Source organism: Streptomyces sp. TLI_171, from assembly GCF_003610255.1.
Classification (GTDB): Bacteria; Actinomycetota; Actinomycetes; order Streptomycetales; family Streptomycetaceae; genus Kitasatospora.
On sequence record NZ_RAPS01000001.1, the window covers coordinates 6,934,103 to 6,958,721 of the forward strand.

17 protein-coding genes are annotated in these 24,619 nt (G+C 71.4%); 13 read left to right on the forward strand and 4 right to left on the reverse strand.

The genetic code is table 11. The features are described 5' to 3' along the window. Positions 1-5: 5 nt before the first annotated feature. Complete coding sequence (locus BX266_RS30750) at positions 6-1,004, forward strand: ALF repeat-containing protein (protein ID WP_143687039.1); 999 nt, start codon at positions 6-8, stop codon at positions 1,002-1,004. A 28-nt stretch (positions 1,005-1,032) separates the two neighbouring features. On the opposite strand, the gene corA is transcribed toward BX266_RS30750, so the two are convergent. Next, entirely contained in the window at positions 1,033-2,025 is a 993-nt protein-coding gene (gene corA, locus BX266_RS30755; protein WP_180290680.1) for a magnesium/cobalt transporter CorA, read from the reverse strand. A gap of 62 nt (positions 2,026-2,087) precedes the next feature. Here corA and BX266_RS30760 point away from each other — a divergent pair, with 62 nt between their 5' ends. The 4 genes from BX266_RS30760 (at position 2,088) to mshC (ending at position 5,652) form a co-directional block, all read left to right on the forward strand. Continuing rightward, positions 2,088-2,783, forward strand: coding sequence for a histidine phosphatase family protein (locus tag BX266_RS30760; RefSeq protein ID WP_099905150.1), 696 nt, complete (start codon positions 2,088-2,090; stop codon positions 2,781-2,783). Between the two features lie 124 nt (positions 2,784-2,907). Next, positions 2,908-3,471: a DUF3090 domain-containing protein gene (locus tag BX266_RS30765; protein WP_099905152.1), complete on the forward strand. Its 564-nt coding sequence runs from the start codon at positions 2,908-2,910 to the stop codon at positions 3,469-3,471. Between the two features lie 65 nt (positions 3,472-3,536). Continuing rightward, on the forward strand, positions 3,537-4,334 hold the full coding sequence (locus BX266_RS30770) for an SCO1664 family protein (RefSeq protein ID WP_259465177.1): 798 nt from the start codon (positions 3,537-3,539) through the stop codon (positions 4,332-4,334). An 88-nt stretch (positions 4,335-4,422) separates the two neighbouring features. Next, entirely contained in the window at positions 4,423-5,652 is a 1,230-nt protein-coding gene (mshC, locus tag BX266_RS30775) for a cysteine--1-D-myo-inosityl 2-amino-2-deoxy-alpha-D-glucopyranoside ligase (protein WP_099905156.1), read from the forward strand. A gap of 60 nt (positions 5,653-5,712) precedes the next feature. On the opposite strand, the gene BX266_RS30780 is transcribed toward mshC, so the two are convergent. Then, entirely contained in the window at positions 5,713-6,624 is a 912-nt protein-coding gene (locus BX266_RS30780; RefSeq protein WP_099905158.1) for a PAC2 family protein, read from the reverse strand. 252 nt (positions 6,625-6,876) lie between these two features. On the opposite strand from BX266_RS30780, the gene adhP reads away from it, so the two are divergent. The 3 genes from adhP to BX266_RS30795 all read left to right on the forward strand — a co-directional run bounded on the left by adhP (position 6,877) and on the right by BX266_RS30795 (position 13,517). Next, positions 6,877-7,890 carry an alcohol dehydrogenase AdhP gene (adhP, locus tag BX266_RS30785; RefSeq protein WP_099905160.1) on the forward strand — a complete coding sequence of 338 codons (1,014 nt, stop codon included), beginning with the start codon at positions 6,877-6,879 and terminating at the stop codon, positions 7,888-7,890. A 113-nt stretch (positions 7,891-8,003) separates the two neighbouring features. Then, positions 8,004-9,017, forward strand: a complete 1,014-nt coding sequence (locus BX266_RS30790) for a LacI family DNA-binding transcriptional regulator (protein WP_099905162.1) — start codon at positions 8,004-8,006, stop codon at positions 9,015-9,017. A gap of 201 nt (positions 9,018-9,218) precedes the next feature. Next, positions 9,219-13,517, forward strand: a complete 4,299-nt coding sequence (locus BX266_RS30795; RefSeq protein ID WP_099905164.1) for a discoidin domain-containing protein — start codon at positions 9,219-9,221, stop codon at positions 13,515-13,517. Positions 13,518-13,610: 93 nt separating this feature from the next. On the opposite strand, the gene BX266_RS30800 is transcribed toward BX266_RS30795, so the two are convergent. Beyond that, positions 13,611-14,621, reverse strand: a complete 1,011-nt coding sequence (locus tag BX266_RS30800; protein ID WP_099905166.1) for a LacI family DNA-binding transcriptional regulator — start codon at positions 14,619-14,621, stop codon at positions 13,611-13,613. Between the two features lie 190 nt (positions 14,622-14,811). Here BX266_RS30800 and BX266_RS30805 point away from each other — a divergent pair, with 190 nt between their 5' ends. The 4 genes from BX266_RS30805 (at position 14,812) to BX266_RS30820 (ending at position 19,727) form a co-directional block, all read left to right on the forward strand. Then, positions 14,812-16,215, forward strand: a complete 1,404-nt coding sequence (locus BX266_RS30805; RefSeq protein WP_259464937.1) for an extracellular solute-binding protein — start codon at positions 14,812-14,814, stop codon at positions 16,213-16,215. 74 nt (positions 16,216-16,289) lie between these two features. After that, entirely contained in the window at positions 16,290-17,228 is a 939-nt protein-coding gene (locus BX266_RS30810; RefSeq protein ID WP_099905170.1) for a carbohydrate ABC transporter permease, read from the forward strand. Positions 17,229-17,230: 2 nt separating this feature from the next. Further along, a complete protein-coding gene (locus BX266_RS30815) occupies positions 17,231-18,121 on the forward strand; it encodes a carbohydrate ABC transporter permease (RefSeq protein WP_180290681.1) in 891 nt (296 codons plus the stop codon). Positions 18,122-18,155: 34 nt separating this feature from the next. Further along, on the forward strand, positions 18,156-19,727 hold the full coding sequence (locus BX266_RS30820; protein WP_099905174.1) for a glycoside hydrolase family 13 protein: 1,572 nt from the start codon (positions 18,156-18,158) through the stop codon (positions 19,725-19,727). 64 nt (positions 19,728-19,791) lie between these two features. On the opposite strand, the gene BX266_RS30825 is transcribed toward BX266_RS30820, so the two are convergent. After that, complete coding sequence (locus BX266_RS30825; RefSeq protein ID WP_180290682.1) at positions 19,792-20,904, reverse strand: hypothetical protein; 1,113 nt, start codon at positions 20,902-20,904, stop codon at positions 19,792-19,794. A gap of 147 nt (positions 20,905-21,051) precedes the next feature. On the opposite strand from BX266_RS30825, the gene metH reads away from it, so the two are divergent. Then, the gene (metH, locus tag BX266_RS30830) at positions 21,052-24,555 is read left to right on the forward strand and encodes a methionine synthase (protein WP_099905176.1); all 3,504 of its coding nucleotides are present in this window, start codon (positions 21,052-21,054) and stop codon (positions 24,553-24,555) included. The last annotated feature ends 64 nt before the right edge of the window (positions 24,556-24,619 follow it).

Below are 24,619 nucleotides of genomic sequence, written 5' to 3' on the forward strand. Positions count from 1 at the left end.
GACTTTTGAGCATCCGTCGGTCGATAGCCGCTGCCGTTTTCGTCGCGGCCGTCTCCGCGCCCACCGTTCTCGGCGCCACCCAGGCGATGGCCGACACCGCCCCGAGCGGCCCGGGTCGGTCCCAGCCGGACGCGCCGGCCCCCGACACCGAGCCGTCCGGCGCTCCCGCCGGGCCGAGCGCGGACGAGGCGGCCGCCCGCGCCCGCTTGGAGCAGCTGCTCACCGAGCCGGGCCACTACGCGTTCTACTACGAGAAGGTCCAGGAGGCCCTGGCCGGCCCGCCGGCCGGTTGGCAGATCTTCCTCGACACCGGCCTGCAGGGCGCGATCCTCACCGACAAGCGCATCCGGACCACGCAGATCATGAGCGTCTCCGAGCGTCACAGCGCGCTCTGGCAGGCGGCGCAGGACACCCTCGACGACCTTTCGGGGGCCTCCCTCGACCACTTCCTCACCGTGACGTGGCCCGCCGCCGCGTCGACGAACCGGGTCAGGGTCTCGCAGCTGCTGGAGGACCCGAGCATCGGACGGAAGGTCCGGGAGGCGGCCGAGAAGGCCATCGACGGCACCGACCTGGAGGTCGCGCTGTTCCTGCAGCAGCTGCCCGCGCTCCGGCTGGCCGACGACCGGATCCGGGTCGCGCAGCTCATCGGGGCCGGCGGGCCGGAGGTCCGGGAGGCGGGCCGGGCCGTCCTGGAGAACGGAAGCGCGGAGGCGGTGCGCGAGTTCCTGGAGCGCGGCTGGTCCGCCGCCAAGGCGAAGGACGACGCCGCCCAGCTCCCCGCGCCGGGTGCGACCACCACCCCCGTCACCACCACCCCGGTCACCACCACCACGACCACGGCGGTCACCGCCGCCGCCACGACGACGCAGGCCACCGCCCCGGAGCTGGCGGCCACCGGCGCCGACGCCCCGCTCGGCGCCCTGACCGCCGGCGGCGCGGCCGCGATCGCGCTCGGCGCCGCCACCGTCCTGGTCACCCGCCGGCGGCAGCAGCAGTCCTGACGCCCCGTCATCACCCGTCCGTGCGGGGCTACAGCCAGCCGGCGCGTTTGAAGAGGCGGTGGAGGAAGAGGCAGACGCCGGCCATCACGGTGAGGGCGACGGGGTAGCCCCAGGGCTGGCGGAGCTCCGGCATGTGTTCGAAGTTCATGCCGTAGATGCCGGCGATCATGGTGGGGACGGCGGCCAGCGCGGCCCAGGCGGAGATCTTCCGCATGTCGTCGTTCTGCTGGACGCTGACCTGGGCGAGGTTGGCGGAGAGGATGTCGGAGAGCAGGCGGTCCAGGCTCTCGACGACTTCGTTGACCTTGGCGAGGTGGTCGGCGACGTCCCGGAAGTAGGGGCGCAGTTCGGCGGGGACGAAGGGGATCTTCACCTCGGCGGCGCCGGCCCGGGTGAGGCGGAGGGCGGGCTCCATCAGCGGGAAGGTGGCCTTGCGGAAGCCGACCACCTGGCGCTTGAAGCCGTAGATCCGCTCGGCGGCGCCGCGGGCCCGGCCGGGGGAGAAGATCTCGGCCTCCAGCTCGTCCAGGTCGGTCTGGAGTTCGGTGGCCACGTCGAGGTACCGGTCGACGACCAGGTCGCAGATCGCGTAGAGCACCGCGGCGGGCCCGTGCTCCAGCAGTTCGGGCTGCTTCTCCAGCTCGGCGCGCAGGTCGCGCAGCGGGCTCTCCGGCCCGTGCCGGACGGTCATCACGTACGAGTCGCCGAGGAAGATCATCAGCTCGCCGATCGAGACCGTCTCGTCGCCGGGGTGGTACGCGGCGGTCTTCAGGACGGTGAACACCGAGTCCTGATAGATGTCGATCTTCGGGCGCTGATGGGCCGTCACCGCGTCCTCCACCGCCAACGGGTGCAGCCCGAACTCGTCGGTGACGTGGGCGAACTCGGCCTCGGTCGGGTCCGCCAGACCGATCCACACGAAGCCGTCGCCGGCCGCCCGGACCTCCGCGAGGGCGTCCGAGAAGTCGGTCGGCCCCTCGGTCCGCCGCCCGGCCCGGTAGATGCCGCAATCCACGATCATGCCCGCCATTGTGACCCGAACGCGGCGTCCGTGGGGCGCCTTCGACCCCGTACCCTTGCGGTATGCCCACCCTGCTGCTCGTGCGCCACGGCCGTTCCACCGCCAACTCGGCCGGAATCCTGGCCGGCTGGACCCCCGGGGTCGACCTGGACGAGACCGGCCGCGCCCAGGCCGCAGCCCTGCCCGGTCGGCTGGCCGGGCTGCCGATCGCCCGGCTGGTCAGCAGCCCGCTGGAGCGCTGCGGGCAGACCCTGGAGCCGCTCGTCGCCGCCCGGCCCGAGCTGGCAGCGCCCGAACTGGACGAGCGGCTCGGCGAGTGCCACTACGGCGAGTGGACCGGCCGGCCGCTGTCCGAGCTGGCGGACGAGCCGCTCTGGCGCACCGTCCAGGACCACGCCTCGGGCGCCGCGTTCCCCGGCGGCGAGTCGCTGCGCGCGCTCAGCCACCGCACCGTGGACGCGGTGCGCGAGTGGAACGACAAGGTCGCCGTCGACCACGGGCCGGACGCGCTCTGGGTGGCCGCGACCCACGGCGACGTGATCAAGGCGATCGTCGCGGACGCGCTCGGTCTGCACCTCGACCACTTCCAGCGGATCTCGGTCGAACCGTGCTCGGTCACCGCCATCCGATACACCCCGAACCGCCCCTACCTGCTGCGGCTCGGCGACACCGGCGACCTCGGCTCGCTCGCCCCGCGCCCGCACGGCCGCTCGAAGGGCGACGACGCGGTGGTCGGCGGCGAGACCGGCACCGACTGAGCGGCGGGCCCCGCAGGAGCCCCGGAAAATGCGGGGGCGCGCACCGCGACCCCCGCCCCACGCCCGGCCCGTTTGGCCGTAGGGTGAGATCGAGAAGACCGCAACCCCCTTCGGAGCGAGCAGCGTGTCCCGTCAGGTCCACTTCTACGACCAGCCCGAGCGGTTCGTGGCCGGCACCGTCGGCCAGCCCGGCGCCCGGGCGTTCTACCTGCAGGCGTCCTCGCGCGGCCGGATCACCAGCGTGCTGCTGGAGAAGACCCAGGTCGCCGCGCTCGCCGAGCGCATCGAGGAGGTCCTCGACGAGGCGCTGCGACGCAGCGGCGGCGACGCCCCGATCCCGGCCGTCGCCCCCGTCGACCTGCTCGACACCGCGCCGCTCGACCTGCCGCTGGAGCAGGAGTTCCGGGTCGGCACCATGGCGCTCGCCTGGGACGCCCGCGAGGAGTGCCTGGTGGTCGAGGCGCAGGCGTTCGTGGAGGAGTCCGAGGAGGAGAACGAGGCCGAGGTCTTCGACGACGAGAACGGGCCCGACATGCTCCGGGTGCGGCTCAGCGGCGCGATGGCCCGGGTGTTCGCCAAGCGCGCGCTCGACCTGGTCGCCGCCGGCCGCAAGCCCTGCCCGTTCTGCAACCTCCCGCTCGACCCCGAGGGCCACCTGTGCCCGCGCGCGAACGGCTACCGGCGCTGAGCGAGGACCGGGCCGAGCAGCAGGCCGCCGGGGCCCCGGGCACCGACCCGGCCACCAGCGCCGCGCTGGCCGCCGACACGGCCGTCGCGCTCACCCTGCTGCGCGAGGGCGCGCTCGCCGTGCACGGCCGGGTCACCGACGCCTCCAACGCCGTGCTGTACTGCACCGCCACGCTGGACGGCGTCACCGCCCCGTGCGTGTACAAGCCCGTCGCGGGGGAGCGGCCGCTCTGGGACTTCCCCGACGGCACCCTGGCCGGTCGGGAGACCGCCGCCCACGAGGTGTCCGCCGCGACCGGCTGGCAGCTGGTCCCGCCCACCGTGCTGCGCGAGGGCCCGGCCGGGCCCGGCATGGTGCAGCTGTGGATCGAACCCGACCCGGACAGTCCCGAACTGCTCGACCTGCAGCCGCTGGACGCCCCGCGCGAGGGCTGGCTGCCGATCGTCCGCGCCGAACTCGACGGCGGCCGGCAGGCCTGGCTGGTGCACCGCGACGACGAACGGCTGCGCCGCCTCGCCGTCCTGGACGCCGTCCTCAACAACGCCGACCGCAAGGGCGGTCACTGGCTGCCCGCCGCCGACGGCCGGATCTACGGCATCGACCACGGCGTCACCTTCCACACCGACCCCAAGCTGCGGACCCTGCTCTGGGGCTGGGCCGAACAGCCGCTCACCGACGAGGCCCTGGACGTCCTCGCCCGCCTCGCGGCCGAGCTCGACGGCCCGCTCGGCGAGCGGCTGCGCCCGCACCTGACGCCCGCGGAGCTCGACGCCCTGCGGGCCCGGACCGCCGCGCTGCGCAGCGTCGGCCGGCATCCGCTGCCTTCGGCTGACTGGCCGTCTATTCCCTGGCCGCCGGTCTGATACCGATCCGAAACCGGGGACGAACGGATTCCAGCCGATCACGTCCGCAGGTTGGTCTTTCAAATGATCGCAAGGTTAGAGTCGAGCCATGCATGCCTGGCCCGCCTCCGAGGTTCCCGCCCTGCCCGGTCAGGGGCTTCCCCTGCGCATTTACGACACCGCCACGAGCAGTGTCCGAGAAGTCGTGCCCACCGGCCCGACCGCCCGGCTCTACGTCTGCGGCATCACCCCCTACGACGCGACCCACCTGGGCCACGCAGCCACCTACAACACCTTCGACCTGATCCAGCGGGTCTGGAAGGACGCCGGCCACGACGTCCTCTACGTCCAGAACGTCACCGACGTCGACGACCCGCTGCTGGAGCGCGCCGAGGCCACCGGTCAGGACTGGACCGAGCTCGCCGAGCGCGAGACCGCCCTGTTCCGCGAGGACATGACCGCGCTGCGGATGCTCCCGCCCGCGCACTACATCGGCGCCGTCGAGTCCATCCCGTGGATCGTCCCGCTGGTCCAGCAACTGCTCGCCTCCGGCGCCGCGTACGAGCTCGACGGCGACATCTACTTCTCCGTCGAGTCCGACCCGACCTTCGGCGAGGTCTCCGGCCTCACCCGCGAGCAGATGCTCCCGGTCTTCGCCGAGCGCGGCGGCGACCCCGAGCGGCCCGGCAAGAAGAACCCGCTGGACGCGCTGCTCTGGCTCGCCGCCCGGCCCGGCGAACCCGCCTGGGACACCGAGCTCGGCCACGGCCGGCCCGGCTGGCACATCGAGTGCGTCGCCATCGCGCTGAAGTTCCTCGGCATGGACTTCGACATCAACGGCGGCGGCAGCGACCTGTCCTTCCCGCACCACGAGATGGGCGCCGCGCACGCCCAGGTCGCCCTCGGCGAGCACCCGTACGCCCGCGCGTACGTGCACGCCGGCATGGTCGCCCTGGACGGCCAGAAGATGTCCAAGTCGCGCGGCAACCTGGTCTTCGTCTCCGCGCTGCGCCGCGACGGCATCGACCCGGCCGCGATCCGGCTCGCCCTGCTCGCCCACCACTACCGCAGCGACTGGGAGTGGACCGCCGCCGACCTCGACGGCGCCCTCACCCGCCTCGCCACCTGGCGCGACGCGGTCTCCCGCCCCGACGGTCCGTCGGCCGCCGGGCTGCTCGCCGAGGTCCGCGCGGCCCTCGCCGACGACCTCGACACCCCGGCCGCCCTCGCCGCGATGGACCGCTGGGCGGCCGCCGCCCACACCGAGGGCGGCGACGACACCGGCGCCCCGGGCCTGGCCTCCCGCACCGTCGACGCCCTGCTGGGCGTGGCCCTCTAGCAGAGCGAAGGGGTCGGCCCGAGGAGCGAACAGCTCCTCGGGCCGACCCCTTCGGGCGTGCTACTCGTCGTCCTCGTCCTTGGGGCGTTCGGTCGCGTGCCCCGTGATGGGCTTCTCGCCCTTGGGGCCCTGGTTCTCGCGGCGGCGCAGGTAGCGCTCGAACTCGCGGGCGATCGCGTCGCCGGACGCCTCCGGGAGCTCGGCGGTGTCCTGGGCCTCCTCCAACTGCTGGACGTACTCGGCGACTTCGGAGTCCTCCGCGGCGAGCTGGTCGACCCCGAGCTGCCAGGCGCGGGAGTCCTCGGCGAGCTCGCCCGGGGGGATCCGCAGGTCGAGCAGGTCCTCGACCTTGTTGATGAGGGCGAGGGTGGCCTTGGGGTTGGGCGGCTGCGAGACGTAGTGCGGCACGGCCGCCCAGAAGGTCACGGCCGGGACGCCGGCGTGCGCGCAGGCCTCCTGGAGGACGCCGACGATGCCGGTGGGACCCTCGTAGCGGCTCTCCTCGAGGTCGAGCGAGCGGGCCACCGCCGGGTCGGAGGTGACGCCGGAGACCGGGACGGGGCGGGTGTGCGGGGTGTCGCCGAGCAGCGCGCCGAGGATCACCACGAGTTCGACGCCCAGCTCGTGGGCGAAGCCGAGGATCTCGTTGCAGTAGGAGCGCCAGCGCATGCTGGGCTCGATGCCGCGGACGAGCACCAGGTCCCGGGGCTTGGGCTCGGTGACGCGGACGACGGAGAGCCGGGTGGTGGGCCAGGTGATCCGGCGCACGCCGCCGTCGAGCCAGATGGTGGGCCGGTTGACCTGGAAGTCGTAGTAGTCCTCGGCGTCGAGCGCGGCGAACACCTTGCCGCCCCAGGTCTCGTCGAGGTGCCCGAGCGCGGCGGAGGCCGCATCGCCGGCGTCGTTCCAGCCTTCGAAGGCGCAGATCATCACCGGATCGATCAACTCGGGAAGGTCTTCCAGCTCGATCACCCGGCATCTCCCTCCGTCCGTGGGCGGGGGCACTGCCGCCCCCTGGTCCCCTACCTGCCCAGCCTACGGGCATTGAAGCCATCGGTGGCCGGACGAGATCCCAAGCCTAGCGGCGTCGCCGGACGACGACCGACGGCCGTGCCCGGCGCGCCCCTTCGCCGTTCGACGGCGGAACGAGCAGGCTGGGCCGGGGGAGTTGCCCCTTTTCGTCAGGCATGACGGGTTTGACCGGTTCTGCGAGGAGAGAAGGACATGAAGGCTGCCGTCGTCCGGGACTTCACCGAGCCGCTGGAGATCGAGGAGCGGGAGGTGCCCGGCCCGGAGCCGCACCAGGTGCTGGTGCGGATCGAGTGTTCGGGCCTGTGCCACACCGACATCCACGCGGCGCACGGGGACTGGCCGGTGAAGCCGTCGCCGCCGTTCGTGCCCGGCCACGAGGGCGTGGGGATCGTCGAGGCGGCGGGCGCGGAGGTCCGGCACGTGCAGGTCGGCGAGCGGGTGGCGATCCCGTGGCTGGCCGACGCCTGCGGGCGCTGCGACCACTGCGTGACCGGCTGGGAGACGCTCTGCCCGAGCCAGCACAACTCCGGCTACTCGGTGGACGGCGCGTACGCGCAGTACGCGCTGGCGCACGGCGACTACGTGGTGCCGGTGCCGGACGGGGTCGACCCGATGGACGCCGCCCCGCTGTCCTGCGCGGGCGTCACCACCTACAAGGCGGTGAAGCTGTCCGGGGCCCGCCCGGGGACGCGGGTCCTGGTCTCGGGGATCGGCGGCCTCGGGCACCTGGCGCTGCAGTACGCGCGGATCTTCGGCGCCGAGACGGTGGCGGTGGACATCACCGACGACAAGCTGAAGCTGGCCCGGGAGTTGGGCGCGGACCACGTCCTGGACGCCCGCATCCAGGACGTGGCGCACGAGGTGCAGAAGCTCGGCGGCGCGGACGCCGCCGTCTCGCTGGCGGTCAGCAACGCCTCGTTCCGGGCCGCGTACGACTCGCTGCGCCGCGGCGGCACCCTGGTGCTGGTCGCGCTGCCCGCGGGTGGCGAGCTGACGCTGCCGGTGTTCGACACGGTGCTGAACGGGACCAAGGTGGTCGGCTCGATCGTCGGCACCCGGCAGGACCTGGCGGAGGTGTTCCGGCTGCACCAGCTGGGCCGGACCAGGGTGATCCGGGAGACCCGCAGGCTGGAGGAGGTGAACTCCTGCTTCGCGGAGGTGCTGGCGGGCAAGGTGACGGCCCGGCTGGTGTTCGATCTGCGCTGAGCGCGGGTCGTCGGAGCCCCGAGCAGGGCCGCGGACGGGGCGGAACCGTTCGGTTCCGTCTCGTTCTGCAAATCAACGCAAGCGGCTTGCGTTTTCTGTCGTACACTCGGCGCATGACACGACGACTTGCCGAGGTGGCGAAGAAGGTCGGGGTCAGCGAGGCGACCGTCAGCCGGGTGCTGAACGAGAAGCCCGGTGTCTCCGAGGCGACCAGGGCGGCCGTGCTCACCGCCCTCGATGTGCTCGGTTACGAGCGCCCCACCCAACTGCGCGGGGAGCGCGCCCGGCTGATCGGGCTGGTGCTGCCGGAGCTGGGCAACCCGATCTTCCCGGCGTTCGCCGAGGCGGTGGGCGGTGCGCTGGCCGGCCAGGGCTTCACGCCGGTGCTGTGCACCCAGACCGCGGGCGGCGTCTCCGAGGCCGACTACGTGGACCTGCTGCTGGAGCAGCACGTCTCCGGCGTGGTCTTCTTCGGCGGCCTGTACGCCCAGGGCGACGCCCCGCACGACCACTACCAGCGGCTGGCCGAGCGCAGCCTGCCGACGGTGCTGCTGAACGCCGCCATCGAGCACCTGGACTTCCCCCGGGTCTCCTGCGACGACGCGGTGGCGATCGAGCAGGCGGTGGGCCACCTGCGGCAGTTGGGGCACACCAGGATCGGCCTGGTGCTCGGCCCGCTCGACCACATGCCCTCGCAGCGCAAGCTGGCCGCGGCCGAGGCCGTGATGGCGAAGCTCGGTCTGGAGCTGCCGGTGGAGCACGTGGAGCGCGCGCTGTTCAGTCTGGAGGGCGGGCAGGCGGCGACCACCCGGCTGCTGCGCCAGGGCGTCACCGGCGTGGTCTGCGCGAGCGACCCGCTGGCGCTCGGCGCGGTGCGCGCGGTGCGCCGGGCCGGCCTGGCGGTGCCGGACGACGTGTCGGTGGTCGGCTACGACGACTCCTCGTTCATGATGTGCACCGATCCGCCGCTGACCACGGTGCGCCAGCCGATCGAGGCGATGGGCCGCGCGGTGGTGGACCTGCTGGTCGGCGAGATCGCCGGGGTCCGGGTCACCCACGACGAGCTGCTGTTCGAGCCGGAGCTGGTGGTGCGGGGTTCGACCGCGCCGGTCCGGGCCCGGAGCTGATCAGCAGCAGGTGAAGGGCCCCTGAGGGGGCGTCAGGACAGGCCGCCGAGCGGGCGGGCACTTCGGTGCCCGCCCGCTTTTCGTATGCGCACTCTCGGCCCGATCCGTTGACATGCTCGTAGCGCCGCTGTAACTCTTGGCTGCCATCACGCAAAAGATGGACAGAAGATTGTCATCTTCTCGACCTTGTGAAGGGACGTCATGAGATCGAAGCGCATAACCGCGCGGCTGACGGCGTCGTCGGCCACGCTGGGAATGCTTCTGCTCGCCGGGCCGCTGCTCCCCACGGCCGTGGCCGCCGGCGGGCCGAACCTGGCGCTCGGAAAGACCGTCACCGCCTCCAGCAGCAACGGCGCGTACACCGCGGGCAACGTCAACGACGGCAACCAGGACAGCTACTGGGAGTCCAACGGGATCGCCTCCGCGCAATGGGTCCAGGTCGACCTGGGCTCGGCCGCCTCCATCGACCAGGTGGTGCTGAAGGTCCCCGGCGCCTGGGGCGCACGGACCGAGACGCTCAGCGTGCTCGGCTCCACCGACGGCACCAACTTCTCCACCATCACCTCCTCGGCGAACTACGCCTTCGACCCGTCCAGCGGCGACAAGGTGACGATCGGCTTCGGGGCCACCACCGCCCGGTACGTCCGGGTCAGCATCAGCGCCAACACCGGCTGGCAGGCCGCCCAGATCTCCGAGTTCGAGGTCTACGGCACCACCTCCGCCTCGGCGAACCTGCTGGCCGGCCGCACCTTCACCGCCAGCGGCACCTCGCAGAACTACACCCCCGGCAACGTCGGCGACGGCAACCAGGGCACCTACTGGGAGAGCGCCAACAACGCCTTCCCGCAGTGGATCCAGGGCGACCTGGGCTCCGCCGTCCCGGTCAACAAGCTGGTGCTGAAGCTGCCCGCGGGCTGGGAGCAGCGCACCGAGACGCTGAAGGTGCAGGGCTCCACCGACGGCACCAACTTCACCGACCTGGTGGCCTCGGCGGGCTACGTCTTCAACCCGGCCTCGGGCAACACGGTGACGGTCAACCTGGCCACCACCACGACCCGGTACCTGCGGCTGGTCTTCACGGCCAACTCCGCATGGCCGGCCGGCCAGCTCGCCGAGTTCGAGGCCTACGGGCCGACCTCCGGCGACACCCAGGCGCCCACCGCGCCCGGCGGCCTGGCCTACACCGCGCCCGCCGCCGGCCAGATCAAGCTGACCTGGAACGCCGCCACCGACAACACCGGCGTCACCGGCTACGACGTCTACGCCAACGGCTCGCTGCTCACCTCGGTGTCGGGCACCACGCTGACCTACACCGACAGCCGCTCGGACAGCGAGACGGTGTCGTACTACGTGAAGGCGAAGGACGCGGCGGGCAACCAGTCCGCGGCCTCCAACACCGTCACCCGCACCGGCCAGTCCGGCGACACCCAGGCGCCCAGCGCGCCGAGCGGCCTGGCGTACAGCTCGCCCGCCTCCGGGCAGGTCAAGCTGACCTGGGGCGCGTCCAGCGACAACACCGGCGTCACCGGCTACGACGTGTACGCCAACGGCGCGCTGCGCGGCAGCGTCTCCGGCACCACGCTGACGTACACCGACAGCCAGCCGGACACCGCGACCGTCTCGTACTACGTGAAGGCGAAGGACGCGGCGGGCAACCAGTCCGCGGCCTCCAACACCGTGGTGCGGACCGGCTCCGGCGGCGGCACCGGCACCAACCTGGCGGCGGGCAAGCCGATCTCGGCCTCGTCCTCGGTGTTCACGTTCGTTGCGACCAACGCCAACGACAACGACACCGCCACCTACTGGGAGGGCGCGGGCGGCAGCTACCCGAACACCCTCGCGGTGAAGCTGGGCGCGAACGCCACCACCTCCTCGGTGGTGGTCAAGCTGAACCCGGCCTCGTCGTGGGGCGCGCGCACCCAGACCATCGAGGTGCAGGGCCGCGAGCAGAGCGCGAGCGGCTTCACCACCCTGGTGCCGGCGCAGAGCTACAACTTCGACCCGGCGAGCGGGAACACCGTCACCATCCCGGTGGCCGCGACCGTCGCCGACGTGCAGCTGAAGTTCACCGCCAACTCGGGCTCGAGCGCCGGCCAGGCCGCCGAGTTCCAGGTGATCGGCGTCCCGGCCCCCAACCCGGACCTGACCGTCACCTCGGTGAGCAGCAACCCGGCCACCCCGGTGGAGACCGACACCCCGACCCTGTCGGCGGTGGTCAAGAACTCCGGCACCAACGCCTCCGGCGCCAGCACGGTGAACTTCTACCTGGGCGCCACCAAGGTCGGCTCGGCCAACGTCGGCGCGCTCGCGGCCGGCGCCTCCACCACCGTCTCCGCGCAGATCCCGGCGCAGAACGCGGGCAGCTACCAGCTGACCGCGAAGGTGGACGAGGGCAACCAGGTCATCGAGCAGGACGAGACCAACAACTCCTTCACCGCCGCGGGCGCGCTGACGGTCAACCAGGTCGCCTCCTCGGACCTGGTCGCCTCGCCGGTCGCCTGGTCGCCGTCCAACCCGGCGGCGGGCAGCGCGGTGAACTTCACCGTCGCGGTCAAGAACCAGGGCACGGTGGCGAGTTCGTCGGGCAGCCACGGCATCACGGTGACCGTCACGGACGCCACCAGTGGCTCCGTGGTGAAGACCCTGACCGGCGCGTACACCGGCACGCTCGCCCCCGGCGCCACCAGCAGCCCGGTCTCGCTGGGCAGCTGGACGGCGGCGAACGGCCGCTACACCGTCAAGACGGTGATCGCCACGGACGCCAACGAGCTGCCCGTGAAGCAGGCGAACAACACCACCAGCCAGTCCCTGTACGTCGGCCGCGGCGCCAACATGCCGTTCGACAACTACGAGGCCGAGGACGGCGTGCTGGCCGGCGGCGCCCAGGTGGTCGGACCCAACCGGACCATCGGCGACCTGGCGGGCGAGGCCTCCGGCCGCAAGGCCGTGACGCTGAACAACACCGGCGCCTCGGTGGAGTTCACCACCAAGGCCTCGACCAACACCCTGGTCACCCGGTTCTCCATCCCGGACGCGGCCGGCGGTGACGGCACCAACGCCACGCTGAACGTCTACGTCGACGGCACCTTCCTGAAGTCCATCGACCTGACCTCCAAGTACGCCTGGCTGTACGGCTCCGAGACCGCCCCGGGCAACGGCCCGAGCGCCGGCGGCCCGCGGCACATCTACGACGAGGCGAACGTCCTGCTGGGCACCACCGTCCCGGCCGGACACCGGATCAAGCTGCAGAAGGACTCGGCGAACACCTCGCAGTACGCGATCGACTTCGTCAGCCTGGAGCAGGCCACCCAGATCGCCAACCCGGACCCGGCCAAGTACGTGGTCCCGGCCGGCTTCTCGCACCAGGACGTGCAGAACGCCCTGGACAAGGTCCGGATGGACACCACCGGCACCCTGGTGGGCGTCTACCTGCCCGCCGGCGACTACCAGACCGCGAGCAAGTTCCAGGTGTACGGCAAAGCCGTCAAGGTGATCGGCGCCGGCCCGTGGTTCACCCGGTTCTACGCCCCGACCAGCCAGTCCAACACCGACGTCGGCTTCCGGGCCGAGTCCACCGCCAACGGCTCGACGTTCAGCGGGTTCGCCTACTTCGGCAACTACACCTCGCGGATCGACGGCCCCGGCAAGGTGTTCGACTTCGCCAACGTCGCGAACATCACGATCGACAACATCTGGACCGAGCACATGGTCTGCATGTACTGGGGCGCCAACACGGACTCCATGAAGATCACCAACTCGCGGATCCGGGACACCTTCGCCGACGGCATCAACATGACCAACGGCTCCACCGACAACCTGGTCGCCAACAATGAGGCCCGGGCCACCGGTGACGACTCCTTCGCCCTGTTCTCCGCGATCGACGCGGGCGGCGCGGACGAGAAGAACAACGTCTTCGAGAACCTGACCTCGATCCTGACCTGGCGCGCGGCGGGCGTGGCGGTGTACGGCGGCTACGCCAACACCTTCCGCAACATCTACATCGCGGACACCCTCTGCTACTCGGGCATCACCATCTCCTCGCTGGACTTCGGCTACCCGATGAACGGCTTCGGGACGGACCCGACCAACCTGCAGAACATCTCGCTCGTGCGGGCCGGCGGCCACTTCTGGGGCTCGCAGGTCTTCCCGGCGATCTGGGTGTTCTCCGCCTCGAAGGTGTTCCAGGGCATCCGGGTGAGCGACGTGGACATCGTCGACCCCACCTACAGCGGCATCATGTTCCAGACCAACTACGTGGGCGGACAGCCGCAGAACCCGATCAAGGACACCGTCTTCACCAACGTGTCCATCACCGGGGCGCAGAAGAGCGGCGACGCCTTCGACGGCAAGTCCGGCTACGGCCTGTGGGCCAACGAGATGCCGGAGTCGGGCCAGGGCCCGGCGGTCGGTGACGTCACCTTCAACCACCTCACGCTGAGCAACAACTACAAGGACATCCAGAACACCACCTCGACGATGCACATCACCGTCAACCCGTAACACCCCCGCGACACCGGACAGGGCGGGCGCCCCTGACAGCGCCCGCCCTGTCCGGCATTGGTCGTTGCGTCCGACCGGCCCCGTGCCCGGGCCTCAACGCCGGTGCGGGGCCGGTCCGGTGGAGCCGCGGACGACCAGCTCGGGCTCGAACAGCAGCTCGCCGGGGGCGAGCGCCGCGCCGTCGATCCGGCCCACCAGCAGCTCCACCGCGGCCCGGCCGATCGCCTCGATCGGCTGCCGGACGGTGGTCAGCGGCGGCCGGGTGCAGTTGATGAACACCGAGTCGTCGAAGCCGATCACCGACAGGTCGCGGGGCACCTCCAGCCCGGCCCGCCGGGCGGCCCGGACGACGCCCAGCGCCAGCGGGTCGCTGGCGCAGATGACCCCGGTCACGCCGGCCTCCAGCAGGTGCCGTGCGGCGGCGTGGCCGCCCTCCAGGCCGAACAGGGCGTGCGCCACCCACTCGGGGCGCGGCTCGCGGCCCTGCAGGGCGTACTGGTGGCGGAAGGAGGCCAGTTTGCGCCGGGACGGGACGTGGTCCGCGGGCCCGATCAGCAGGCCGATCCGCTCGTGGCCCAGGGCCGCCAGGTGGGTGTAGGCCTGGGCCACCGCCACCGCGTCGTCGGTGGAGACCTGGGGGAGGCCCAGGTGCTCCACGGAGGCGTTCAGCAGCACCACGGGGACCCCGCGCTCGCGCAGCCGCGCGAAGTGCTCGTGCGAGGCGTCCTGCTGGGCGCAGTGGCCGCCGGCGAACACCACGCCGGACACCTGCTGGTCGAGCAGCATGCTGACGTGCCCGGCCTCGCCGAGGCCCGCGGTGCGGGTGCACAGCAGCGGGGTGAAGCCGCGCTGGGCGAGCACGCCGCCGACCACCTCGGCCAGCGCCGGGAAGATCGGGTTCTGCAGCTCGGGCAGCACCAGGCCGATGAGCCGGGCGCGTTCGCCGCGCAGCCGGGTGGGCCGCTCGTAGCCCAGCACGTCCAGTGCGGTGAGCACGGCGTTGCGGGTGGCGGCGCCCACGCCGGGTCTGTCGTTCAGGACCCGGCTGACCGTGGCCTCACTGACTCCGACCTTCTGTGCAACCACCGAGAGCTTGCTCTTCATGCGCAAAAGTAGAACAGAATCGAGCAAGAACCAGGTTCTCCGATGCGCAGTCGTAACTTTTCACTTTCTCGTCAACCTCTTGCGTAGAGGGGTTCAAGGATCTACGTTCCTCACACGTCGGCTTTCGCCCGGCCTCACCGAAACCTCTCCCACCCATGGGGTACGCATGAAGCTGAACAGATCGAGCAGGATGGCTGCCGTCGCTCTCGCCGCGGGCCTGCTGCTGACCACCGCTGCGTGCAGCAGCGACTCCTCCTCCGGCAGCGGCGACGCCGCCGCCGGCGTGGCGGACGGCAAGCCGCTCGACCCGAACGCGACCGTCACCATCTCCATCGACTGCGCCCCGGGTGCGGACCAGGCGGCTGGCAAGGCGAACTACGCCGACGACCTGGCGCTGTTCAAGACCAAGTACCCGAACGTCACGATCAACGCGAAGCCGTACGTCGGCCAGTGCGAGGTGCCGGCCCAGCAGACCGCGCAGTACAAGGCGCACGACGAGACCGGCGCCTTCCACGCCTACTTCACCGACCGCGACGCCACGCTCAACTCCGGTGACGCGCAGGACATCACCAAGTACGTCAACGACGAGACGCTGCCCGGCTTCTCCTCGATGCTGCCGTCCGTCAAGGACAACATGACGGTCGACGGCAAGGTCTACGCGCTGCCGATCAACTACTACACCACCGGCCTGGTCTACAACCGCGACCTGTTCAAGCAGGCCGGCCTGGACCCGGACAAGCCGCCGACCACCTGGGACGAGCTGCAGGCCGCGGCCAAGAAGATCTCCGCGCTGGGCAACGGCATCACCGGCTACGAGGACTACTCCGGCGGCAACACCGGCGGCTGGCACTTCACCTCCGAGCTCTACAGCCTCGGCGGCAAGATGGTCACCGCCGACGGCAAGAAGGCCGCGTTCAACTCGCCCGAGGGCAAGCAGGTCCTCAAGCGCCTGCACGACATGCGCTTCACCGACCAGAGCATCGGCGCCACCCCCGTCACCCAGTGGGCCGACGCCTTCCCGCCGCTGGCCACCGGCAAGGTCGGCATGTTCCTCGGCGCGCCCGACGTGGTGAAGCACCTCATCGAGGTGCTCGGCGCCGACCCGAAGGCCTGGGGCCTCGGCCCGATGCCCGGCGCCACCGGCCCCGGCAACAGCCTCGGCGGCGGCGACCTGTACTACATCAAGAAGGGCCAGACCCCGAACCAGATCAAGGCCGAGATCGCCTGGATCAACTTCCAGTACCAGACCCCGGACTCCGGCCAGTTCAACTACGCCCGCGCCAAGACCCTGGCCGGCAGCAGCAAGGACCCGGTCGCGATCGCCATCCCGCAGCCCTACTTCTGGGCCGCCGAGTCGCCCCAGATCAAGGCGATCACCGAGTCGCTGAAGACCAACGGCAACCTGCCGCTCAGCAACTACGACCCCTACATCAAGAACCCCACCAAGTCGATCACCGAGCCGCCGGCCGCGCAGCAGCTCTACAAGATCCTCGACACCGCGATGTCGGCGGCTATGACCGACGCGAACGCCAACCTCGACAGCGTCCTCGCCACCGCCGAGTCCCAGGCCAACCAGATCCTGGCCAACCAGTGACCCGCGCCGCCGGCCGGACCGCACCTGACGGCGGTCCGGCCGGCGGCCGGCCCCCTGACGAGGAGTCACCACCCATGACCACCACACTGACCCGCGGGCGGCCCAGAGCCGAAGCGGCCCGCACCCGGCCGCCGGGCGGGCACCTGCGCCGGGCGGTCACCCGCAACCTGCGAGCCCACGCCTTCCTGATCGGCGCGCTGTTCTGCTTCGCGCTGTTCACCTGGTACCCGATGGTCCGTGAGATCGTCATGTCGTTCCAGAAGGTCCGCTACGGCGAGACCCACTGGGTCGGGTTCGACAACTTCCGGCAGATCTTCGCCGACCCGGAGTTCTGGCCAGCCTGGCAGCACACCTTCGAGTTCACCGGCATCGCCCTGTTCTTCGGCTTCGTGGCGCCGTTCTTCACCGCCATCGTGATCAACGAGTTCCGGCACGCCCAGAGCTACCTGCGGATCCTGGTCTACCTGCCCGTGATGCTGCCCCCGGTCGCGGGCATCCTGCTGTTCAAGTACTTCATGGACCCCGGGTACGGCCTGTTCAACCAGATCCTCGGCTTCCTGCACCTGCCCACCTCGGACTGGCTGGCCTCGCAGGACACCGCGATGCTCTCCCTGGTGATCGTCTCGACCTGGGCCAACATGGGCAGCGCCACCCTGGTCTACCTCGCCGCCCTGCAGAGCATCCCCGGCGAGCTCTACGAGGCCGCCGAACTCGACGGCGCCGGCCTGCTGCGCCGGATCTGGCACGTCACCGTCCCGCAGACCCGGCTGATCCTCTCGCTGATGCTGATGCTGCAGGTGGTCGCCACCATGCAGATGTTCACCGAGTCCTTCGTGCTCACCGGCGGCGGACCGCAGGGATCGACCACCACCGTGGTCTACCTGCTGTACAACTACGCCTTCAACTTCGACAAGTTCAACACCGCGGCCGCACTGGGCGTCGTCCTGCTGCTGGTACTCGGCGCCTTCTCGGCCCTCTACCTGTGGCTGGAGCGCCGGGGCGGGGAGGAGTGACGATGATCAAGCCCGTCCCGAGCACCGGAACCCGCACGCTGATCTCCCCGGTGCGACTCAACCAGCCCGGCGGCCGGCGCGCCTACCGGATCGTGCTGGTCCTCACCCTGGTGATCGCCACCATCGTGTTCATCGGCCCGCTCTACTGGATGGCCACCGGTGGCTTCAAGTCCTCCCAGGAACTGATCCGCACACCCCCGACCCTGGTCCCCGAGCACCCCAGCACCCACGCCTTCACCGAGGCCTGGAACCGGCTCGGGATGGGGCAGCTGCTGCTCAACACCGTGGTCTACGCCGGCGGCGCCCTGCTGCTCCAGCTGACCTTCTGCGTCGCCGCCGCGTACTCGCTGTCCAAGCTGCGCCCGATCTTCGGCAACGTGATCCTCGGCATGATGCTGGCCTCCATGATGATCCCGGCCGCCGCCCTGGTGATCCCGCAGTACCTGACGGTGCTGGACCTGCCGCTGGTGCACTGGAACCTGATGAACACCCCCTGGGTGATCTGGCTGCCCACGGTGGCCAACGCGTTCAACGTGTTCCTGCTGAAGCGCTTCTTCGACTCCATCCCCAACGAGCTGCTCGACGCGGCGTCCATCGACGGCGCGGGCCCGCTGCGGGTGCTGTGGTCGGTGATCCTGCCGCTGTCGCGGCCGATCCTCGGCGTGGTCTCGATCTTCGGCCTGGTCGCGGTCTGGAAGGACTTCCTGTGGCCGCTGATCACCGTCCCCGAGCACGAGACGCTCAACGTCGGCGTCAACACCGCGGCCACCTCCATGCCGCAGAACACGCTGATCGGCGGCCTGTTCCTCGCCTCCATCCCGACCATCGCCCTGTTCCTGGTCTTCCAGCGCAACATCATGGCGGGCCTCACCGCGGGCAGCCTCAAGGGCTGAGTCCCGTACCGACGTCTGAAAGGAAACCCTGACCGTGTCAGAGCAGTGGTGGCGGAACGCGGCGATCTACCAGGTGTACCCGCGCAGTTTCGCCGACGGCAACGGCGACGGCATCGGGGACCTCGCCGGAGTGCGCGCAAAGCTGTCGTACCTCGCCGAACTCGGTGTGGACGCCATCTGGTTCAACCCCTGGTACCCGTCCCCGATGGCCGACGGCGGCTACGACGTGGCCGACTACCGGGGCGTCGAACCGGTCTTCGGCACCCTCGCCGAGGCCGAGCAACTCATCGACGACGCAGCCGGACTGGGACTGCGGACGATCGTCGACATCGTCCCCAACCACGTCTCCGACCAGCACCCCTGGTTCCAGGCCGCACTCGCCGCCGGCATCGGCAGCCCCGAACGCGAACTCTTCCACTTCCGCGCGGGCCGCGGCGCCGACGGCGAACTGCCGCCCAACGACTGGAAGTCCGAGTTCGGCGGCTGCCCCTGGACCCGGCTGCCCGACGGCCAGTGGTACCTGCACCTGTTCGCCACCGCCCAGCCCGACCTGAACTGGGCCCACCCGGCGGTCCGCCAGGAGCACCTGGACATCCTCAGGTTCTGGTTCGACCGCGGCGCCGCCGGCGTCCGGATCGACTCGGCCGGCCTGCTCACCAAGGACCCCGAACTCGCCGACGTCGAACCCGGCCGCCCTCACCCCTACATCGACCGCGACGACCTGCACGACATCTACCGCAGCTGGCGGGCCGTCGCCGACTCCTACCCCACCCCGCGCGTCCTGATCGGCGAGATCTGGGTGCCCGACGCCGAGCGTTTCGCCCGCTACCTGCGCCCGGACGAGATGCACACCGCGTTCAACTTCGACTTCCTGGCCCGCCCCTGGGACGCCGCCGCGCTGCGCGAGTCCATCGACACCACCCTGGCCGCGCACGCCCCCGTCGGCGCCCCCGCGACCTGGGTGCTCGCCAACCACGACGTCACCCGCACCATCACCCGCTACGGGCGCGAGGACACCCGCTTCCAGTTCGCCACCAAGGCCTTCGGCACGCCCACCGACCTGGAGCTCGGCCGCCGCCGCGCCCGGGCCGCCGCGCTGCTCACCATGGCCCTGCCCGGCTCCCTCTACCTGTACCAGGGCGAGGAGCTGGGCCTGCCCGAGGTCGAGGACCTGCCGCTGGACACCCTGCAGGACCCGATGCACTTCCGCTCCGGCGGCACCGACCCCGGCCGGGACGGCTGCCGCGTCCCGCTGCCCTGGAGCGGCAACGAGCCGCCCTACGGCTTCACCCGGGTCGGCAAGGACCCCTGGCTCCCGCAGCCCCTCGACTGGGCCCCGCTCACCGTCGAGGCGCAGAGCAGCGACCCCGGCTCCATGCTGTCCCTCTACCGGGAGGGCATCCGGCTGCGCGCCGAACTCCTGCACGGCGAGTTCCACTGGGACGGGAGCGCTCCCACCGGAGTCCTCTCCTTCCGCCGCGGCGACATCCGCTGCCTGGTCAACCTCTCCGCCTCGCCGCTCCCGCTCGACGGCGAAGTCGTCCTGGCCAGCGCCGACCTGACGGACGGCCGACTTCCGCCGGACACCGCCGTCTGGCTGCGCTAGCGGAAACGCCGCAGGCGCACCCGGGAGGCGAGGGTTCCCGGGTGCGCCCGCGGCGTTCCCGCGGCTACACGCACCAGCCGTCGCGGTAGGCCGCCCAGTGGTCCGGGGTGGCGGCGAAGTCGACGTAGAGGGCGAGGCCGAAGTTCTGCCGGGCGCCGGGGCCGAGCGCCAGGCGGGCGCCGCGGACGGCGGCGCGGACGGTCTCGGCGTCGCCCCGGTGGGTCGGGGTGTCGGCCCAGTACGCGGGCAGGCCCATCAGCAGGTCGACGTCCGGCGGGGTGTTGGCCAGCGCCAGGTCGGTCTGCCGGGCGACGTAGCCGCCGTACAGCGACTCGACCGGCATCGAGGTGTCGTACGACATCACGGCGACCTGGTCGACCCGGCGGGCCGCGGCGGCGAAATAGCCGGCGGACCAGTACTTGCCGTGGCCGCTGAGCGCGAAGGTGACCCGGCCGAGGCCCGGCACGGGGTCGATCTGCGGGGCGGCGATGGACAGCGGCACCGCCCGCTCCTTCGTCAGCACCCGCACCTGCTCCAGCAGTCGGAGGAAGCCGGGGGAGCCGGAGTGGACCGGCTCCAGGTCGAGGTGGACGCCGTCGAAGCCCAGGTCGAGGACCTGCTTCGCGGAGGCGGTCATCCGGTCCCGGACGTCGGCGCGGTCCAGGTGCAGGCCGTCCTTCTCGGGGGCGACCACGTCTCCCAGCCAGGACTGCACCCGCACGCCCGGCATCGCGGCGTGCGCCCGGGCCACGAAGTCGGCGGCCTTCGGGGCGAGCGCCGGGTCGAGCGAGCCGTCGTGCTCCAGCGGGCCGGTGTGCACGTACAGGTCGTGGATGCCGGTGCCGCGCACCTTGTCGGCGAGCGAGGCCAGCTCCTCCTGGCTGCGGCGGCCGTCCACCCAGGCGTGGCCGAGCCAGATCGCGTCCTTGCCGCGGGTGCGGGCGTCGGCGGCCGGGTCGCCGGCGTACTCCCAGCGCAGCGCGGTGCCGGCGCCGAGCACCGGCAGCACCAGCAGGGCGAGCAGCACGCCGAGCGCGGTGAGCACCCGGCGGCGCCGGCTCCACCGCTCGCGGGCGCGCCGGCGGCGACCCGCCCGAGCCGCCAGTGTCCGCCATTCGGACGTGCGCAGGGCCCGCAGCGCGTGGCGCCACCGGCGTTCTTCCCCCGAAGCGGGCATGATCGTGCTCCCTTCCGGTGGACAAGGACGCCCACGATGCGAAACGGGTTCCGTCGCACCGTCCGCAGGCGGATACCCTGGCGGGGTGCGTCCCCGGTACCGGTGGGGCCGCATAGCCGACAGCCGTCGCACTCAGGGAGCAGCCTCATGGCCACCGCCGTACCCACCTCCGTCCACCAGGACCGCGCCGACGCCCTGCGCGAGGCCCTCGCCACCCGGGTCGTGGTGGCCGACGGTGCGATGGGCACGATGCTCCAGGCCCAGGAGCCGACGCTGGAGGACTTCCAGCAGCTGGAGGGCTGCAACGAGGTCCTGAACGTGACCCGGCCCGACATCGTGCGCTCGGTGCACGAGGCGTACTTCGCGGTCGGCGTTGACTGCGTGGAGACCAACACCTTCGGCGCCAACCACTGGGCGCTCGGCGAGTACGAGATCTCCGAGCGGATCGAGGAGCTCTCCGAGGCCGGCGCCCGGCTGGCCCGCGAGGTCGCCGACGAGTTCACCGCCAAGGACGGCCGCACCCGCTGGGTGCTCGGCTCGATGGGCCCCGGCACCAAGCTCCCGACGCTCGGTCACACCACCTTCGAGGTGGTCCGCGAGGGCTTCCGGCAGAACGCGGCCGGCCTGATCGCGGGCGGCGCGGACGCGCTGCTGATCGAGACCAGCCAGGACCTGCTGCAGACCAAGGCCTCGATCCTGGGCTGCAAGGCCGCCCTCGCCGAGGCCGGTCTGAACCTGCCGATCCTGGCGCAGGTGACGGTGGAGACCACCGGCACCATGCTGCTCGGCTCGGAGATCGGCGCGGCGCTCACCGCGCTGGAGCCGCTCGGCATCGACTTCATCGGACTGAACTGCGCCACCGGCCCCGAGCAGTACAGCGAGCACCTGCGCTACCTGGCGAAGAACGCCCGGATCGGGCTGTCCTGCATGCCGAACGCGGGCCTGCCGGTGCTCACCAAGGACGGCGCGCACTACCCGCTCAGCCCGGTCGAACTCGCCGACGCCCACGAGGGGTTCGTCCGCGACTACGGCCTGGCCCTGGTCGGCGGCTGCTGCGGCACCACCCCCGAGCACCTGCGGCACGTGGTGGAGCGGGTGCAGGGCCTGCCGATCACCGTGCGCGACCCGAAGCCGGAGCCGGCGGCGGCCTCGCTGTACCAGTCGGTGCCGTTCCGCCAGGACACCTCCTACCTGGCGATCGGCGAGCGCACCAACGCCAACGGGTCGAAGAAGTTCCGCGAGGCGATGCTCGCCGCGGACTGGCAGACCTGCGTGGAGATCGCCCGCGAGCAGATCCGCGAGGGCGCCCACCTGCTGGACCTGTGCGTGGACTACGTGGGCCGCGACGGCGTCGCCGACATGCGCGAGATCGCCGCCCGGCTGGCCACCGCCTCCACGCTGCCGATCGTGCTGGACTCCACCGAGCCGCCGGTGCTGCGGGCCGGCCTGGAGATGCTCGGCGGCCGCGCGGTGCTGAACTCCGTCAACTACGAGGACGGCGACGGCCCCGAGACCCGGTTCGGCCGGATCGCCTCACTGGCCCGCGAGCACGGCGCCGGCCTGATCGCGCTGACCATCGACGAGGAGGGCCAGGCCCGCACCGCCGAGACCAAGGTCGCCATCGCCGAACGGCTGATCGACCAGCTGACCACCGAGTACGGCATCGACGAGTCCTCGATCCTGGTCGACTGCCTGACCTTCACCCTGGCCACCGGCCAGGAGGAGTCCCGCCGCGACGGCATCGAGACCATCGAGGCGATCCGCGAGCTCAAGCGCCGCCGCCCCGCGGTGCAGACCACCCTCGGCCTGTCCAACATCTCCTTCGGCCTGAACCCGGCCGCCCGACAGGTCGTCAACTCGGTCTTCCTGCACGAGTGCGTGGAGGCCGGCCTGGACTCGGCGATCGTGCACGCCGCGAAGATCCTGCCGATCAACCGGATCCCCGAGGAGCGCCGGCAGGCCGCCCTGGACCTGGTCTACGACCGCCGCTCCGAGGGCTACGACCCGCTGCAGAAGCTGCTCCAGCTGTTCGAGGGCGTCTCGGCGGCCTCCAGCGCCGCCTCCAAGGCCGAGGAGCTGGCCGCGCTCCCGCTGGAGGAGCGCCTGCAGCGCCGGATCATCGACGGCGAGCGCAACGGCCTGGAGGCCGACCTGGACGCCGCCCTGACGGAGCGTCCGGCGCTGGAGATCATCAACGACACCCTGCTGTCCGGCATGAAGGTGGTCGGCGAGCTGTTCGGCTCCGGGGAGATGCAGCTGCCGTTCGTGCTGCAGTCCGCCGAGGTGATGAAGGCCGCGGTGGCCCACCTGGAGCCGCACATGGAGAAGTCCGACAGCGAGGGCAAGGGCACCATCGTGCTCGCCACCGTCAAGGGCGACGTCCACGACATCGGCAAGAACCTGGTCGACATCATCCTGTCCAACAACGGCTACAACGTCGTCAACCTGGGCATCAAGCAGCCCGTTTCGGCGATCGTCGAGGCCGCGCAGGAGCACAAGGCCGACGTGATCGGCATGTCCGGCCTGCTGGTGAAGTCCACCGTGATCATGAAGGAGAACCTGGAGGAGCTGAACCAGCGCGGCCTGGCCGCCGACTTCCCGGTGATCCTCGGCGGCGCCGCCCTCACCCGCGCCTACGTCGAGCAGGACCTGCACGAGGTGTACGAGGGCGAGGTCCGCTACGCCCGCGACGCCTTCGAGGGCCTGCGGCTGATGGACGCGCTGATCGGCGTCAAGCGCGGCGTCCCCGGCGCGGCCCTGCCGGAGCTGCGCCAGCGCCGGCACGCCCGGGTCGAGGTGGAGGAGCCGGAGGAGGTCAACCTCGGGCAGATCCGCTCCGACGTGGCCGTCGACAACCCGGTGCCCGCCCCGCCGTTCTGGGGCGACCGGATCATCAAGGGCATCCCGTTCCAGGACTACGCGTCCTGGCTGGACGAGGACGCCCTGTTCAAGGGCCAGTGGGGCCTGAAGGCGGCCCGCACCGGCGGCCCCTCCTACGAGGAGCTGGTGGAGACCGAGGGCCTGCCGCGGCTGCGCGGCTGGCTGGACCGGCTGCAGACCGAGGGCTGGCTGGAGCCCGCCGTGGTGTACGGCTACTACCCGGCCAACTCCAAGGGCGACGACCTGATCCTGTACCGCGAGGACGGCTCCGAGCTGACCCGGTTCACCTTCCCCCGCCAGCGCCGCGGCCGCCGGCTGTGCCTGGCCGACTTCTTCCGCCCGGAGGAGTCCGGCGAGCGCGACGTGGTCGGCCTGCAGGTGGTCACCATGGGCAACCGGATCTCCGAGGCCGCCAACGAGCTGTTCGCCGGCAACTCCTACCGCGACTACCTCGAACTGCACGGCCTGTCCGTGCAGCTGGCCGAGGCCCTGGCGGAGTTCTGGCACGCCCGGGTCCGCTACGAGCTGGGCTTCGGCGACGAGGACCCGCAGGACGTCCGGGACATGTTCGCGCTCAAGTACCGCGGCGCCCGGTTCTCGCTCGGCTACGGCGCCTGCCCCAACCTGGAGGACCGCGCCAAGATCGCCGAGCTGCTGAAGCCCGAGCGGGTCGGCGTGATCCTCTCCGAGGAGTACCAGCTGCACCCGGAGCAGTCGACCGACGCGATCGTGCTGCACCACCCCGAGGCCAAGTACTTCAACGCGCGCTAGGTCTTCAACCGGAGATCATCCGTTCGCCGCGCCGTCGTCCGGTGCAATCGAGGTGGGCGGGCGT

What these genes read in the sequence shown, in the direction of transcription:
- corA (WP_180290680.1), bottom strand. Translation starts at nt 2,025, where the DNA reads ATGATCGTGGATTGCGGCATCTACCGGGCCGGGCGGCGGACCGAGGGG.
- BX266_RS30760 (WP_099905150.1), top strand. Translation starts at nt 2,088, where the DNA reads ATGCCCACCCTGCTGCTCGTGCGCCACGGCCGTTCCACCGCCAACTCG.
- mshC (WP_099905156.1), top strand. Translation starts at nt 4,423, where the DNA reads ATGCATGCCTGGCCCGCCTCCGAGGTTCCCGCCCTGCCCGGTCAGGGG.
- adhP (WP_099905160.1), top strand. Translation starts at nt 6,877, where the DNA reads ATGAAGGCTGCCGTCGTCCGGGACTTCACCGAGCCGCTGGAGATCGAG.
- BX266_RS30790 (WP_099905162.1), top strand. Translation starts at nt 8,004, where the DNA reads ATGACACGACGACTTGCCGAGGTGGCGAAGAAGGTCGGGGTCAGCGAG.
- BX266_RS30795 (WP_099905164.1), top strand. Translation starts at nt 9,219, where the DNA reads ATGAGATCGAAGCGCATAACCGCGCGGCTGACGGCGTCGTCGGCCACG.
- BX266_RS30800 (WP_099905166.1), bottom strand. Translation starts at nt 14,621, where the DNA reads ATGAAGAGCAAGCTCTCGGTGGTTGCACAGAAGGTCGGAGTCAGTGAG.
- BX266_RS30805 (WP_259464937.1), top strand. Translation starts at nt 14,812, where the DNA reads ATGGCTGCCGTCGCTCTCGCCGCGGGCCTGCTGCTGACCACCGCTGCG.
- BX266_RS30810 (WP_099905170.1), top strand. Translation starts at nt 16,290, where the DNA reads ATGACCACCACACTGACCCGCGGGCGGCCCAGAGCCGAAGCGGCCCGC.
- BX266_RS30815 (WP_180290681.1), top strand. Translation starts at nt 17,231, where the DNA reads ATGATCAAGCCCGTCCCGAGCACCGGAACCCGCACGCTGATCTCCCCG.
- BX266_RS30825 (WP_180290682.1), bottom strand. Translation starts at nt 20,904, where the DNA reads ATGCCCGCTTCGGGGGAAGAACGCCGGTGGCGCCACGCGCTGCGGGCC.
- metH (WP_099905176.1), top strand. Translation starts at nt 21,052, where the DNA reads ATGGCCACCGCCGTACCCACCTCCGTCCACCAGGACCGCGCCGACGCC.